14 protein-coding genes are annotated in these 13,737 nt (G+C 69.8%); 1 reads left to right on the top strand and 13 read right to left on the bottom strand.

Going from position 1 to position 13,737, the window contains the following annotated elements; translation table 11 throughout:
* From lepB (AOK24_RS11105) to proS, 11 genes are all read right to left on the bottom strand, one after another.
* A partial coding sequence (gene lepB / locus AOK24_RS11105) for a signal peptidase I (RefSeq protein WP_055719900.1) occupies positions 1-708 on the bottom strand: 708 nt, incomplete at its 3' end.
* Between the two features lie 235 nt (positions 709-943).
* The gene (lepB, locus tag AOK24_RS11100) at positions 944-1,918 is read right to left on the bottom strand and encodes a signal peptidase I (protein WP_079056761.1); all 975 of its coding nucleotides are present in this window, start codon (positions 1,916-1,918) and stop codon (positions 944-946) included.
* Positions 1,806-2,903: a signal peptidase I gene (lepB, locus tag AOK24_RS11095; protein WP_055719898.1), complete on the bottom strand. Its 1,098-nt coding sequence runs from the start codon at positions 2,901-2,903 to the stop codon at positions 1,806-1,808. The genes lepB (AOK24_RS11100) and lepB (AOK24_RS11095) overlap by 113 nt, the downstream gene beginning before the upstream one ends.
* Positions 2,896-3,594, bottom strand: a complete 699-nt coding sequence (gene lepB / locus AOK24_RS11090; protein ID WP_055719897.1) for a signal peptidase I — start codon at positions 3,592-3,594, stop codon at positions 2,896-2,898. Before lepB (AOK24_RS11090) ends, lepB (AOK24_RS11095) begins: the two co-directional genes overlap by 8 nt.
* Before the next feature lie 45 nt (positions 3,595-3,639).
* On the bottom strand, positions 3,640-3,990 hold the full coding sequence (gene rplS / locus AOK24_RS11085; protein ID WP_020128707.1) for a 50S ribosomal protein L19: 351 nt from the start codon (positions 3,988-3,990) through the stop codon (positions 3,640-3,642).
* A gap of 138 nt (positions 3,991-4,128) precedes the next feature.
* Positions 4,129-4,962: a tRNA (guanosine(37)-N1)-methyltransferase TrmD gene (gene trmD / locus AOK24_RS11080; RefSeq protein ID WP_055719896.1), complete on the bottom strand. Its 834-nt coding sequence runs from the start codon at positions 4,960-4,962 to the stop codon at positions 4,129-4,131.
* On the bottom strand, positions 4,962-5,504 hold the full coding sequence (rimM, locus tag AOK24_RS11075; protein ID WP_055719895.1) for a ribosome maturation factor RimM: 543 nt from the start codon (positions 5,502-5,504) through the stop codon (positions 4,962-4,964). Before rimM ends, trmD begins: the two co-directional genes overlap by 1 nt.
* A 103-nt stretch (positions 5,505-5,607) precedes the next feature.
* Positions 5,608-5,847 carry an RNA-binding protein gene (locus tag AOK24_RS11070; RefSeq protein ID WP_003973401.1) on the bottom strand — a complete coding sequence of 80 codons (240 nt, stop codon included), beginning with the start codon at positions 5,845-5,847 and terminating at the stop codon, positions 5,608-5,610.
* Positions 5,848-5,852: 5 nt separating this feature from the next.
* Positions 5,853-6,272 carry a 30S ribosomal protein S16 gene (gene rpsP / locus AOK24_RS11065; protein ID WP_055719894.1) on the bottom strand — a complete coding sequence of 140 codons (420 nt, stop codon included), beginning with the start codon at positions 6,270-6,272 and terminating at the stop codon, positions 5,853-5,855.
* Positions 6,273-6,521: 249 nt separating this feature from the next.
* Entirely contained in the window at positions 6,522-7,127 is a 606-nt protein-coding gene (locus AOK24_RS11060; protein ID WP_055719893.1) for a hypothetical protein, read from the bottom strand.
* A gap of 262 nt (positions 7,128-7,389) precedes the next feature.
* Positions 7,390-8,805, bottom strand: coding sequence for a proline--tRNA ligase (proS, locus tag AOK24_RS11055; RefSeq protein ID WP_055719892.1), 1,416 nt, complete (start codon positions 8,803-8,805; stop codon positions 7,390-7,392).
* A 212-nt stretch (positions 8,806-9,017) separates the two neighbouring features.
* Here proS and AOK24_RS11050 point away from each other — a divergent pair, with 212 nt between their 5' ends.
* Positions 9,018-9,809 carry a class I SAM-dependent methyltransferase gene (locus tag AOK24_RS11050; RefSeq protein WP_055719891.1) on the top strand — a complete coding sequence of 264 codons (792 nt, stop codon included), beginning with the start codon at positions 9,018-9,020 and terminating at the stop codon, positions 9,807-9,809.
* 51 nt (positions 9,810-9,860) lie between these two features.
* Here the strand turns inward: AOK24_RS11050 and ftsH are convergent, their stop codons facing one another.
* Positions 9,861-11,795: an ATP-dependent zinc metalloprotease FtsH gene (gene ftsH / locus AOK24_RS11045; protein ID WP_055719890.1), complete on the bottom strand. Its 1,935-nt coding sequence runs from the start codon at positions 11,793-11,795 to the stop codon at positions 9,861-9,863.
* A 113-nt stretch (positions 11,796-11,908) separates the two neighbouring features.
* Positions 11,909-13,456: a signal recognition particle protein gene (ffh, locus tag AOK24_RS11040; protein WP_055719889.1), complete on the bottom strand. Its 1,548-nt coding sequence runs from the start codon at positions 13,454-13,456 to the stop codon at positions 11,909-11,911.
* Positions 13,457-13,737: the final 281 nt, after the last annotated feature.

Raw genomic sequence — 13,737 nt, 5'->3', positions numbered from 1 at the left:
CACCAGCACCCCGCCCACGACGATCAGCCCGACGATCAGCCGGACCGGCCCCGGCTGGGACAACGGCCCCAGCTCCTCGAACCCGGTCGGTTTCTTCAGCATCCCGTTCATCGGCCACACGACGGCATCCACGCGCGCCTTCACGGCGCTCCGGGCGACCGTCCCCTGCGCCGCGTCCGTGAGGTGCGCGGTGGAGTCCAGCGACCCCTGCCGCTCGTCGCCGAGGAGGAACAGCCGCCCCTGGGGCACGGTGATCGTCGGGAAGCCGGTGACCTCCGCGACCCCGTCGGCCAGATACGGCTCGGTGATCTTCTTGCCGTTGACCGTCAGCTTCCCGTCGGTGCAGCAGGCGACCGTGTCCCCGCCGACCGCGACGACCCGCTTGACGACGGCCGCGTTCTCGACCCACGTCTTGTCGTTGAAGACGACGACGTCACCCCGCCGCACCTCGTCCCCGTCGATCTGCTCGGCGAGCACCCGGTCACCGGCCTGGATGGTGGGCGACATGGAGTTCGTCGGCACGGTGTACGGCCGGTAGACGAGGGCCGCCCAGGCGAACCCGCCCAGGAACATGACGATCCCGAGGGCGACGGCCACCCCGGACAGCCTGTTCCCGAGCCGGCTCCCCGCGGGAGCCCCCGCCGAAGAAGCCTGCCCGCCACCCTGTCCGCCGCGCGGAGCCGTACGCGTCACACTCTCACCACCCATGACCCGGCACCCTACCCGGCGGTACCGAGCCAGGTCAGCCCTTCCCCGAGGCCAACCGCACAACCTTGGGAAAAGGCTTTCCCTCCCACGACACACGCCCGCAACGCACGCCCACAACACGCGCCCCCGACGCACGCCCCCGGCCCCCAACACACAGGGCCCGCCAGAACGCACCGAGTGCGTCCCGACGGGCCCCGGAAAAGCCCTACCGGCCTTCACCTACCGGCCACCAGGCTCAGCCGCGTTCCCTCGCGGCCCCCGCGTACTTCCGCCGCCGCCACAGCACCACCGGCACCATCCCGGCCAGCGCGACCCCCTGCGGAGCCACGCTCAGCGCGGCCGACGACTGGTCGTTCAGCCCGGACTGGTCGAACGTGTCGGGAACCGGCAGCGTGCCCCAGCGGTTGATGGGCCAGGCCTTGACGATCGCGCGCCCCACGACCTCGTCGACGGGAACCATGCCGTGGTTCTTGTCGGACTGGTTGTAGCGGGAGTCCCGGGAGTTCTGCCGGTGGTCGCCCATGACCCAGATCATGCCCTTGGGCACCTTGACGGTGAACTGCCCGCCCTGGTCGTCCATGGAGCAGGGCGTGTTCCCGGGGTAGACGTACGGCTCGTTGAGCGCCTTGCCGTTGACCTTGAGCGGCCCGGTCCCCTTGCACTCGATCGTGTCGCCGCCGACCCCGATGACCCGCTTGATCAGGTCCTTCTCCTGGGCGGACGGCATGAGCCCGATCCAGCTCAGGAATGTCTGGATCGCGTTCGGGTCGGCGGTCGGCTCGCCGGCGAGCCAGTCGGCCGGGTCGTGGAAGACGACGACCTCACCGCGCTCGGGCTCGGACCCGAACCACGGGGTGAGCTTGTCGACGAGGACGCGGTCACCCTGCTGGAGGGTGTTCTGCATCGAGTCGGAGGGGATCGAGAACGCCTGCACCAGGAACGTCTTGATCAGCAGCGCGAGGACGAGCGCGATCCCGATGAGGATCGGCAGCTCCTTCCAGAAGGAGCGCGGCTTCTTCGCCCTGGGTGCCGAACCGTCCCCGGACGAGCCCGTGTCCTCAGGTGGCTGCCCGTCCGCCGGACCGTCCGCCACCGGCTCATTCCCGGAGGTCACGGCGTCGTCCGTCGCCGGGACGGCGTCTTCCACGGAACGTCCGCGGTGATCCTCGCCGTCCTGCCCGGACCGTGCGCCAACCGCCACATCCCCCACGCCAGCTCCTCACTCTGTGCCGCTGCCTGCCCCACCTACGGCGCAGGCCCACTACTCCCATAACGAGCGGGAGTTCCGCAGGGCTCGGGAGTCGGACGGTTCCGTTCGGATCGTCCTGGGCAACCCTATGCGACGGCGAGGAGGCGGCGGCCTTCTGTGACGCGGACTTCGCCACAGAAGCAAAGGTTTGCGGATCCTTGAAGCTCGTCCAGTGCCCGACCGGCCAGGCGATGACCATGGCCCGTCCGACGACCTCGTCCTCGGAGACCGTCCCGCCGTACGACGTGTTCTGGTGCGAGCGGGAGTCCGCGGAGTTCGCGCGGTGGTCCCCCATGACCCACAGCCGCCCCGGGGGGACGGTGACCTGGAAGGGGGTCTGGGAGGGCTCGTTGCCCGGATACAGGTACGACGCTTCTTCGAGAGGCGTGCCGTTGACGGTGACCTTCCCGTTCGCGTCGCAGCACTTGACGACGTCGCCGCCGACCCCGACGACCCGTTTGATCAGGTCCTTCTCGTTGTCGGACGGCAGCAGCCCGATGAAGGTCAGGACCTCCTTGACCTGCTTGACGACGACGGGGTCGCTCTTCTTCCCGGTCGCCTGCTCGTCCGCGAGCCAGCCCCCGGGGTCCTTGAAGACGACGACGTCCCCGCGCTCGGGCCTGGACCCGAACCAGGGCGTGAACTTGTCCACGAGGACCCGGTCCCCGATCTGGATGGTCTGCTCCATGGACCCGGACGGGATGACGAACGCCTGCACCAGGAACGTCTTCAGCACCAGCGCGATCAGCACGGCGACCCCGACGAGCAGCGGTATCTCCCGCATCGCCGAGCGCCGCCGCTTGCGCTTGACCTTGCGCTGGAGCTTGCGCCGCTCCGCGCGGGACCGGCCGCCGGCCTGCGTACCGGACGTGCGCCGCGATCCGGTGGGGAGCAGTTCCTCGGCCGCGCTCTCCGGCACTCCGCGCGGTCTGCCGCGGTTACCCATGCGCACCCTCCGGCACGCGCGCGTAGGCGCCCTCCTCGTCGGGCACCCGCCCGATCCGGCTCCAGGGCCATACGACGTACTGCGCGCGCCCGATGACGGCGCCGACGGGGATCATGCCGCCGCCCGGCGAGCCGAGGTGGTCGCGGGAGTCGCTGGAGCGGCTGCGGTGGTCGCCGAGGACGAAGAGCGTGCCCTTGGGCACGACCACGACGAAAGGCACCGAGGACGCGCTGTCGCCCGGGAAGAGGAACGCCGACTCGTCGACGGACCGGCCGTTCACCTGGACCCTCCCCTCCTTGTCGCAGCAGACCACACGGTCACCGCCTACCCCCACTACGCGCTTGACGTAGTCGGAGTTCCCGAAGTACCCGGTGCCGTCGAACACGATGACGTCGCCGCGGCGCGGTTCGGCACCGAAACGGTACGCCAACCTATTTACGAGAACCCGGTCCCCGATCCTCAATCCGTTCTCCATGGATCCGCTGGGAATCTGGAACGGCTTGGCCACGAACGCGTTGAGGAGGAGCAGAAAGACCAGGCAGAGGAGGAGGGAGAGGCTGATCCGGCCGCCGGGCAGCCACTCGGCGGGGCTGCGCAGCCATGCGAAACGCGACCGGCTCTCCGGGTCGTCCGTCGGATCGGCGGGACCTGGTGAGCGGTCGCGTTCGGTTGATCGTACTTCGGTGTCCATCGGGGCCCGATGCTATCCGGCCCCGCTGTGACGACCGCCGTGAGATCAGTTGTCGCGCTTCTCCTTGATCTTCGCGGCCTTGCCGCGCAGCTCGCGCAGGTAGTACAGCTTGGCGCGACGCACGTCACCGCGGGTGACGAGCTCGATCTTCTCGACGATCGGGGTGTGCACCGGGAAGGTGCGCTCGACGCCGACGGAGAAGGAGACCTTGCGGACCGTGAAGGTCTCGCGGACACCGGCGCCCTGGCGGCGGATGACGACGCCCTTGAACTGCTGCACACGGGAGCGGTTGCCCTCGATGACGCGGACGTGGACGTTGACGGTGTCACCCGGGCGGAAGGCCGGGACGTCGCTGCGCAGCGACGCGGCGTCGACGGAGTCGAGCAGGTGAGACATTTCGTCTGCTTTCTTCGCCCATGCCACAGGTCATAGGCGGAAACTAGGTTTCACAAAAGAGGTCTGCCGCTTCCGTCGGGGCGGACGTCGTGTCCCCCTGTGGCAGGGGCGAACGCCGGACGGCACAGCAGCAGCGGCCTATTCTTCCACGTCAACCGCACGACGCCAAAATCGGCCGTACGGCGCACCCGCCGGGTCGGGTGCCCAGCCCAGGATCGAGAGCATCTCCCGGTCCTTCTTGTCGAAGCCCTCGGGGGCGGCCCGCTCGATCAGGTCGGGCCGGTGCGAGGTGGTCCGCCTGAGGGCCTCGTCGCGCCGCCAGCGGGCGATCTTCCCGTGGTGGCCGCTGAGCAGCGTCTCGGGGATCTCCCGGCCTCGCCAGGCGGGCGGCTTGGTGTAGACGGGTCCTTCGAGGAGGTTGGCCATCGCGCCGGGCGCGAAGGAGTCGTCCCGGTGCGACTCGGCGTTCCCGAGCACGCCGGGCAGCAGCCGGGCGACCGCTTCCGTGATGACAAGGACGGCCGCCTCGCCGCCGGCGAGGACGTAGTCGCCGATGGACACCTCGTACACGGGCATCCGGGTCGCGTACTCGTCGACGACCCGGCGGTCGATGCCCTCGTACCGGGCCGGGGTGAACACCAGCCAGGGCCGCTCGGAGAGTTCGACGGCGAGGTCCTGCGTGAAGGGGCGTCCGCTGGGGGTGGGGACGATCAGCGCGGGTTCGCGGGCGCCGGTGTCGTACCCGTCGGCGAGGATCTCGTCGAGGGCGTCGCCCCAGGGCTCGGTCTTCATGACCATGCCGGGGCCGCCGCCGTAGGGGGTGTCGTCGACCGTGTTGTGGCGGTCGTGGGTCCAGTCGCGGAGGTGGTGGATCCGTACGTCGAGCTGGCCGCGCGCGCGGGCCTTGCCGACGAGGGAGACGTTCAGGGGGTCGAGGTACTCGGGGAAGATCGTGACGACGTCGAGCCGCATTACGCCTCGTCCCGGGACGACACGATGTCGGCCTGGTCGTCGATCAAGCCCGGCGGGGGGTCGATGATCGCGCGCTGTTCCTCCAGGTCGATCTCCGTGACGATCTCGGAGACGAACGGGATCATCACCTCGCTGCCGTCGGGGCGCTCGACGATGAAGAGGTCCTGGGAGGGCAGGTGGGAGATCTCGGTGATGCGGCCGACCTCGGTGCCGTCGACGGTCACGACGTCCAGGTCCATGAGCTGGTGGTCGTAGTACTCGTCCTCCTCCTCGGGCAGCTCCTCCGGGTCGACGTCGGCGATCAGGAGGGTGTTGCGGAGGGCCTCGGCGGCGTTGCGGTCGGCGACGCCCTCGAAGCGCAGGAGAAGCCGGCCGCTGTGGACGCGGCCGGTGGCGATGGTCAAGGGCCCGGCGGCAGCCGGGTCGGTGGCCAGGACGGCGCCGGGAGCGAGCCTCAGCTCCGGCTCGTCGGTGCGGACCTCCACCGTGACCTCGCCCTTGATGCCGTGGGCACGGCCGACGCGAGCGACTACCAACTGCACTGTGCTTGATCTCCTGTCGGGAACGGCGGCTCATACGACTGCGGGCCGGGGACAGCCCCCGAAAAGGCCCTCCCCGGCCCGAGCCGGTGTTGCGTGCGAAACGTCAGCGCACGTGGTCCACGTCGACGAGGTCGACCCGGACTCCACGACCGCCGATGGCGCCCACGACGGTACGCAGAGCGCGCGCGGTGCGGCCGTTGCGGCCGATCACCTTGCCGAGGTCGTCGGGGTGGACCCGGACCTCCAGCACGCGCCCGCGGCGCAGGTTGCGCGAGGCGACCTGCACGTCGTCGGGGTTGTCGACGATGCCCTTCACGAGGTGCTCAAGCGCCTCTTCGAGCATGCTGCTCAGGCCTCGGCCGACTCGGACTCGGCAGGCGCCTCGTCCTTCTTCTCGGCCTTCTTCTTCTGGGTGATCGCCTCACCCTTGCCCTCGTCGTCGCCGCCCAGGGCCTCGAACGTGGGACGCGCCTTCTTCGGCTCGGCGACGAGCAGCGGAGCCGGGGCGGGCTCGCCCTTGAACTTCTGCCAGTCGCCGGTCTTCTTCAGGATCGCGAGGACGGGCTCGGTCGGCTGCGCGCCGACACCCAGCCAGTACGCGACGCGGTCCGCGTCGACCTCGATGACCGACGGGTGGTACGTCGGGTGGTACTTGCCGATCTCCTCGATCGCACGGCCGTCACGGCGCGTGCGGGAGTCGGCGACGACGATGCGGTAGTGAGGCGAACGGATCTTGCCCAGACGCTTCAGCTTGATCTTGACTGCCACGGGAGTGGACTCTCCTGGTTTTGACGTGGTTGGGCACGACGAGCGAGCCGCGTGGGGTTGCGGTACCCGAGTGCCCGATGGACGCGTCAGCCGGAGGAGAGAGGGGTCCTGTGCGACTGTCGAGTACAGCTAGCCATTGTGCCACAGGGTGGGGGGAGCTTCCGTCGCGGGTGGATGCCATGCGCACGGGGTGCGCATGGCATCGCCACGGCCGAACCGGCAGCCACGAGATGCCGGTGCATACGGCCCTTACGCCGCCCCGACGATCTCGGCGATCTCAGGGATGCGGAACGGCTTCCCGCACCCCCCGCAGACGATCGGCGCCTGCGCGAGGACCGACGGGACGACCCGGACGTTGCGCCCGCAGTCGCACACGGCCTTGACCCGCACACCGCCCCCGGAGGAGCCGTGCCGGGCGGCGGGCCCGCGGAACGCGCGCGTCGTCTCCGCGGTCGTCGCCGCCGTGTGGGCCTTGAGCGCCCGCTGGAGGCGCTCGATGGTGGGCCGGTAGCGCCGCTTCGCCTCGGGGCTGAGCGTCACCAGCGAGAAGCCGCTGCTGGGATGCGGCTCCTCGGGGTGGTCGAGGCCCAGCTCCTCGGCGATCGCGAGGAATCTGCGGTTGTGGTACCGCCCGGCGCGGGACGTGTCACGCACGCCGCGCGCGGCGGCGATGCCATGGACTGCCTCGTGAAGCAGTCGCTCGAAGGAGAGTTCGTGACCGCACGCGGACGACGACTCCCCGATCAGGGACTCTGGCGCGGCAAGGTCGGGCAGTTCGGGGTGGTACCGCTGGATATCGGCCCACGCCTCCGCCAACTCTGCGGCGAGAACAGGTGGTGTCTGTGTCGTGCTCACGTAATGACAACGAGCGGGAGTGCCGCTGTGTTCCTATTCCGGGCCATCCCAAATAATTTGCACGTACCCGTCAGTTGGCACTGATGAGCGGAGACGAGGGCGGGTGCGCTGATCTGCGGAGAAGCCTCACAGCTCACCGCAAGGTGGTGCGTAGTCACAGATACGCCCCGGCGTGTACGCCGTCTCCTCGCGCCGGGGGAGCTGCGATCCCCCGGGGCGCAAGGGGCCTTTCGGCCGCGCTCGCGTCCCCGGGGCACCGCCCTCAGTACGCGCGCGCGACGATGGCGACGTTACCGGGTGCGTCCCCGTCGCTCGGCACCGACCCGTCCTCCGCGAGCAGACACCGTACGGTCAACCCCCGTTCCCCCAGCCCGACTTCACCTTCCTCGCCGAGCACCGACCACGGCACGCGCGCCCAGCCGCCCGCCGAAGCCGCCTCCACCGCCTCCCCGACGCTCGCGCAGTCCGCCGTACGGGACTCCCGGCGCGCGCGGGACTGGCGGAGCAGGAGGGCCTGGTCGTCCTCCAGGTACCCGGGAAGCAGCGCGGCAAGCCCGTCGAGCGCGACCGGCTCCTTCGTGCCGGGGACGCGCCGCACCAGGGTCGCGGTGCCGCCCGCCAGGTCACGCGGGCCGACCTCCACGCGCGCGGGGACGCCCTTCAGCTCCCAGTCGACCGCACGGCGCCCGAAGGGGGTGTCGGTCCGGTCGTCCACGCGCACGCGCAGGCCCGCCGCACGCAGCCGTTCGGCGACCTCACGGACCTTGGCCAGAACCGCCTCGTCGTCCTTCACGGCCACCACGACCACCTGGACGTGCGCGAGCCTCGGCGGGACGCGCAGCCCGTCGTCGTCCCCGTGGGCCATCACCAGCGCGCCGATCATGCGGGTCGTCGAACCCCAGGACGTCTGCCAGACGTGCTCCTGGGTGCCCTCCCTGGACAGATAGCGCGTGCCGAACGCCTTCGCGAAGTTCTGGCCCAGCTCGTGGCTGGTGACCATCTGGAGGGCCTTGCCGTCGCCCATCATGCTCTCCAGCGTGAGCGTGTTGATCGCCCCCGCGAAACGCTCCCGGGGCGTCTTGCGCCCGCTGACGAAGTCGATCGCGAGGACGTTCTCCAGGAAATCGCCGTACACCTCCCGCTGGATGCGCGCCGCGAAGTCCCGCGCCTCCTCGTACGTCGCGTGCGCCGTGTGGCCCTCCTGCCACAGGAACTCCGTCGTCCGCAGGAACAGCCGGGGGCGCAGCTCCCAACGGACCACGTTCGCCCACTGGTTGATCAGCAGGGGCAGGTCCCGGTAGCTCTGGACCCACTTCGAGAAGTACTCGTTGATGATCGTCTCGGAGGTCGGGCGGACGACCGCCGGCTCCTCCAGCTCCTTGCCGCCGCCGTGCGTGACGACCGCCAGCTCCGGCGCGAACCCCTCCACATGGTCCGCCTCACGGGTGAGGTACGACTCGGGGATCAACAGCGGGAAGTACGCGTTCTCCGCGCCGACCGCCTTGATCCGGGCGTCCATCTCCGCCTGCGTCCGCTCCCACAGCCCGTACCCGTACGGTCGGATCACCATCGTGCCGCGCACCGGGCCGTTGTCGGCCAGCTCGGCCTTGGTGATCAGATCCTGGTACCAGCGCGGGAAGTCGGCCTCGCGCGGCGTGAGTACGGGTGCTTTCGCCATGACGGGATGCTACGGGCCCACGTTGCCGGGATGTGAATTCTTTTCGCCCGCGCGGGCGCACCCGTAAACCACCCCCTTCGACCCCTGGACGGCACCCCCGTACGGGAGTTACCTGACAACTGCGGGGAGAAGTGCCGCAGCACTCACGGGGGCCCACGCGGAATCGACACGGCGACACGCTTCGAGAACTCGGCGGATTGGGGCGCTTTTCGATGACACCTACGCTCGTGCGCCGGACCCCCTCCCACGCGGGCACCGCCCCGCCCACGGAACCGGGTGCCCGCGCGCGTGACTGGTCCGAGATCCAGGAGCGGATGCTCGTCCCGCTCTACGAGGCCGCCTACGACCGCCTCGACGTCGGCCCCGGCACCCGGCTCCTGGGCCTGTCCTGCGGCTCGGGGCTGGCCCTCCTGATGGCCGCCTCCCGGGGAGCCGCCGTCAGCGGGACCGAACCCCGCTCACCCCAGCGCCTCGCCCTCGCGCGCGAGCGCCTGCTGCCGGACCACTGGTCACCCCGCGCGCGCCAGGACACCTACCTCGGCAGCGCGCTGCCCCCGGCCCGCGAGCCGTACACCCTGATCACCGCCTTCCACGGCACCGGGCTCCTCGCCGACGCCGTCCCCCTCGCCGAGCGCGGCGCACCCGTCGTCCTCGCCGGATGGGGGCCGCCGGAACGCTGCGCCACCTCGGCCGTCCTGCGCGTCGCCGACCCCCTGAACGGCGGCTGGCGCCCCGCCTGCCGCGACGACCTGGAGGAGGTCGCCCACCGGGCGGGCCTCAAGCCCGACGGCTCCGGACGCGTCGCGTGCCCCTTCGGGTACACCGGCGTCGACAGCGCCGTACGGGGACTGCTGTCGACAGGGCTGTTCGACGCGGCCGTCGAAGCCGGCGACCCGGACCAGGTGGACAAGGAGATCAGGGAAGCGCTGCACCCGTACGTACAGCGGGACGGCACGGTCTGGATGCCGAACGTGTTCCGCTACCTGATCGCCCGCGTGCCCTGAACACGCTCCCTATAAGGGCGTCGATCCGGTCAGAAAACGACACCGGTTGCCCTAATCCGCGTCCTTCATCAGCCGCGTGATCCCCGCCACCCGGTACGCGTCCGCCTCCTCCAGCGTCTCGCTCTCCAGCAACGCCAGGGCCAGCGCGTCCAGCTGGTCCCGGTGCTCGACCAGCTTGCGGCACGCCTCGTCGTAGCACTCGTCGACGATGCGCCGCATCTCGCCGTCGATGACGTCGAGGGTCTGCGGCGCGGCGGCGAGACCGTACGCGGACTGGGCGTCGTTCGGGAGGGCCGAGAGGCGGCCGACGCGCTCGCTCATGCCCCAGCGGGCGACCATCCCGCGCGCGATGTTGGTGACCTGCTCCAGATCGCTCTCCGCGCCCGTCGTGATCACCCCGTACACGACCTGCTCGGCCGCCATCCCGCCGAGCGCGCCGATGATCCGGCCCCGCAGGTACTCCTCGGTGTACGCGTACTTGTCGGCGTCCGGCGTGGACAGCGTGACACCCAGCGCGCGCCCGCGCGGGACGATGGTGATCTTGCGGACCGGGTCAGCGCCCGGCTGGAGCATGCCCAGGAGAGCGTGCCCGCTCTCGTGGTACGCCGTACGCCGCCGCTCCTCCTCCGGCATCACCAGCGGCCGTTCCGCGCCCAGCTGGACCTTCTCCAGGGCCTCCGAGAGGTCGGTCTGGGTCACCTGGTCCTGCCCCCGCTTCACCGCGAGGAGAGCCGCCTCGTTCGCGAGGTTGGCGAGTTCCGCGCCGGTCATCCCCGGGGTCGTACGGGCCACCTGCGCGAGGTCCACGTCCGGGGCCAGCGGGATCTGACGCGTGTGGATCTCCAGGATCGCCTTGCGGCCACCCCGGTCCGGCGGGGACACCTGCACCACCCGGTCGAAGCGGCCGGGGCGCGTCAGCGCCGGGTCCAGGACGTCCGCACGGTTCGTCGCCGCGATCACGATCACGCCCTCCGAGCCCGAGAAACCGTCCATCTCCGTCAGGATCTGGTTCAGCGTCTGCTCACGCTCGTCGTGACCGCCCATGCCCGAACCGCCGCCCCGCGCGCGACCGATCGTGTCGATCTCGTCGATGAAAATGATCGACGGCGCCACCTTCCGCGCCTCCGCGAACAGCTCACGCACCCGGGACGCCCCCACCCCGACGATCATCTCGATGAACTCCGACGCCGACGCCGAGAAGAACGGCACCCCCGCCTCACCGGCCACCGCACGCGCCAGCAGCGTCTTGCCGGTGCCGGGAGGGCCCGCGAGCAGCACACCGCGCGGCATCTTCGCGCCCATCCTCCGGTACGCGTCCGGGTTCTTCAGGAAGTCGACGACGTCGTTCAGCTCACCCTCGACCTCGTCGATCCCCGCGACGTCCTCGAACGTCGTCCGCTTCTCCCCCGCCTCCAGCTCCACCGGCTTCGGCGCCGACCGGCGGCCCAGCATGCCGCCCGCCCCGCCCATCCCCGCGCTCATCCGGCGCGCGATGAAGATCCACAGCACCACCAGGAGCAGCATCGGCGCCAGCGAGATCAGCAGGTTCACCAGGAAACTGCGGTGCTGGACGACCGGCTCCGCGGTCACGGTGACATTGTTCTTCGCCAGCCCCTCCCACAGCTTGTCGTCCGCGAACGTGGGCCGCTCGGTGTTGAACTTCGTGTACTTCTCGCCGCCGTCCGGGTCCTTCTGCTCCTTCTTCAGCTGCCCCTGGATCGCATCGCCCTTGGCGTAGATCTTGCTGACGTTGCCCGCGTCGACCTGCTTGCTGAACTCCGTGTACGAGATCGTCGGCTCACCCTCGTCGCCGAAGTACGACAACACGATGTTCGCCAGCAGGTACACGACCAACGCCGTGAAGATCAGCCGCCACCAGCCACCCCGCATCCGCCGCCCGCCCGGCGGCTTCGGCGGCTCCTCGGGGGTCCCCTCGGTACGCCAGGGCTGGTCCGGCGACTTGCGCGGCGGGGCAGGATTCGTCATACCCGGACCGTACGACAGCGCCCCGCACGCGGCACACGAAGGGCACCCTTCCGAAGAGGGGTGCCCTGAGTGATCTGGGTGGTCGTACAAGAATATTTACAGCCAAGCTGCTTTCAGCCCATGAACTTCTTGAACTCGTCCGGCAGCTCGAAGTCCTGCGCGCCCTGCTGCGGCACCCCGAACGCGTTCCCCTGCGCCGCCGCCTCCCGGCGCTGCGCCTCCTCCAGCTCCTGCTGCTTGCGCTTCATCGGGTTGCCGGACCGCTGCTTGCCCTTGGCCTGCTTCGGCTGCTTCTTCGTACGGCCCGGGCCGCCGCCCATCCCGGGGATCCCCGGCATGCCCGGCATCCCGCCGCCCTGCGCCATCCTCGACATCATCTTCCGCGCCTCGAAGAACCGCTCCACCAGGCCCTTCACCGCGCTGACCTCGACGCCGGAACCCTTCGCGATACGCGCGCGGCGCGAGCCGTTGATGATCGTCGGGTCCGTGCGCTCCGCCGGGGTCATCGACTTGATGATCGCGGCCGTGCGGTCGACGTCCCGCTCGTCCAGGTTGTTGATCTGGTCCTTGATCTGGCCCATGCCGGGGAGCATCCCGAGCAGCTTCGAGATCGACCCCATCTTCCTGACCTGCTCCATCTGGGACAGGAAGTCGTCCAGGGTGAAGTCCTGGCCCTTCTTCGACGCCAGCTTCGAGGCCATCTTCTGGGCCTCTTCCTGACTGAACGTCTTCTCCGCCTGCTCGATCAGGGTGAGCAGGTCACCCATGTCGAGGATGCGGGAGGCCATCCGGTCCGGGTGGAACGCGTCGAAGTCCTCCAGCTTCTCGCCGTTCGACGCGAACATGATCGGCTTGCCGGTGATCTGCCGGATCGACAGCGCCGCGCCGCCTCGGGCATCGCCGTCGAGCTTGGAGAGGACGACGCCGTCGAAGCCGACGCCGTCGCGGAAGGCTTCCGCGGTGTTGACGGCGTCCTGGCCGATCATGGCGTCGACGACGAAAAGGATCTCGTTGGGCTCGACCGCGTCCCTGATGTCGGCGGCCTGCTGCATCATCTCCTGGTCGATACCCAGGCGACCTGCGGTGTCGACGATGACGATGTCGTGGACGCGGGACTTCGCGAACTCGATGGAGTCCTTGGCCACCTTGACCGGGTCACCGACACCGTTGCCCGGCTCAGGGGCATACACCGCGACCCCGGCCCGCTCGGCGACGACGCTCAGCTGGTTGACGGCGTTGGGGCGCTGGAGGTCGCAGGCGACGAGGAGGGGGGAGTGTCCCTGGTCCTTCAGCCACTTGCCGAGCTTGCCGGCGAGGGTGGTCTTACCGGCGCCCTGGAGGCCGGCGAGCATGATGACGGTGGGGGGGGTTTTGGCGAAGCGGAGGCGGCGGGTTTCGCCACCGAGGATCTCAACGAGTTCCTCATTGACGACCTTGATGATCTGTTGGGCGGGATTCAGCGCCTTGGAGACCTCGGCACCGAGGCTGCGCTCCTTGACGTTCTTGATGAAGGAACGGACGACAGGAAGGGCTACGTCGGCTTCGAGGAGTGCGATGCGGATCTCGCGGGCCGTGGCGTCGATGTCCGCCTCGGAGAGCCGCCCCCTGCCGCGCAGGCCCTTGAAAGTCGCTGACAGGCGGTCGGAGAGAGTATCGAACACGGCGGCGTCGGTCCTCGGAGTCGGGAGCAGGATGAGTGCCTTCCAGGGTATCCGGCCGCGCTACGGATTCGCCCCCGCCCGCTGAATGAGCGGACGGGGGCGGAAAACCCCGCAGGCGCGGGGACAACATCCGGGAAGCGGTCAGCCCTGATGACATCCTCGGAACACCCCCGCAGCAGCGGGGACCATCCAGCTAAACGCACAAGCTGCCGACCAGTTACGCCCGCAGCATCTCCTCCAGCTTCCGAGCCACCGCCCCCGCCTCCCCCACAGGCAACGGC

This window comes from Streptomyces niveiscabiei (assembly GCF_001419795.1).
In the GTDB taxonomy this organism is placed as follows: Bacteria; Actinomycetota; Actinomycetes; order Streptomycetales; family Streptomycetaceae; genus Streptomyces; species Streptomyces niveiscabiei.
Note: the sequence above shows the minus strand (reverse complement) of the source record. Positions and strands in the feature narration are given on the sequence as shown.

Bases quoted from the DNA above. Each gene is read 5' to 3' on its own strand.
- lepB (WP_055719898.1), bottom strand. From the start codon at position 2,903: ATGGGTAACCGCGGCAGACCGCGCGGAGTGCCGGAGAGCGCGGCCGAG.
- lepB (WP_055719897.1), bottom strand. From the start codon at position 3,594: ATGGACACCGAAGTACGATCAACCGAACGCGACCGCTCACCAGGTCCC.
- rplS (WP_020128707.1), bottom strand. From the start codon at position 3,990: ATGTCTCACCTGCTCGACTCCGTCGACGCCGCGTCGCTGCGCAGCGAC.
- trmD (WP_055719896.1), bottom strand. From the start codon at position 4,962: ATGCGGCTCGACGTCGTCACGATCTTCCCCGAGTACCTCGACCCCCTG.
- AOK24_RS11070 (WP_003973401.1), bottom strand. From the start codon at position 5,847: ATGCTCGAAGAGGCGCTTGAGCACCTCGTGAAGGGCATCGTCGACAAC.
- proS (WP_055719892.1), bottom strand. From the start codon at position 8,805: ATGGCGAAAGCACCCGTACTCACGCCGCGCGAGGCCGACTTCCCGCGC.
- AOK24_RS11050 (WP_055719891.1), top strand. From the start codon at position 9,018: ATGACACCTACGCTCGTGCGCCGGACCCCCTCCCACGCGGGCACCGCC.
- ftsH (WP_055719890.1), bottom strand. From the start codon at position 11,795: ATGACGAATCCTGCCCCGCCGCGCAAGTCGCCGGACCAGCCCTGGCGT.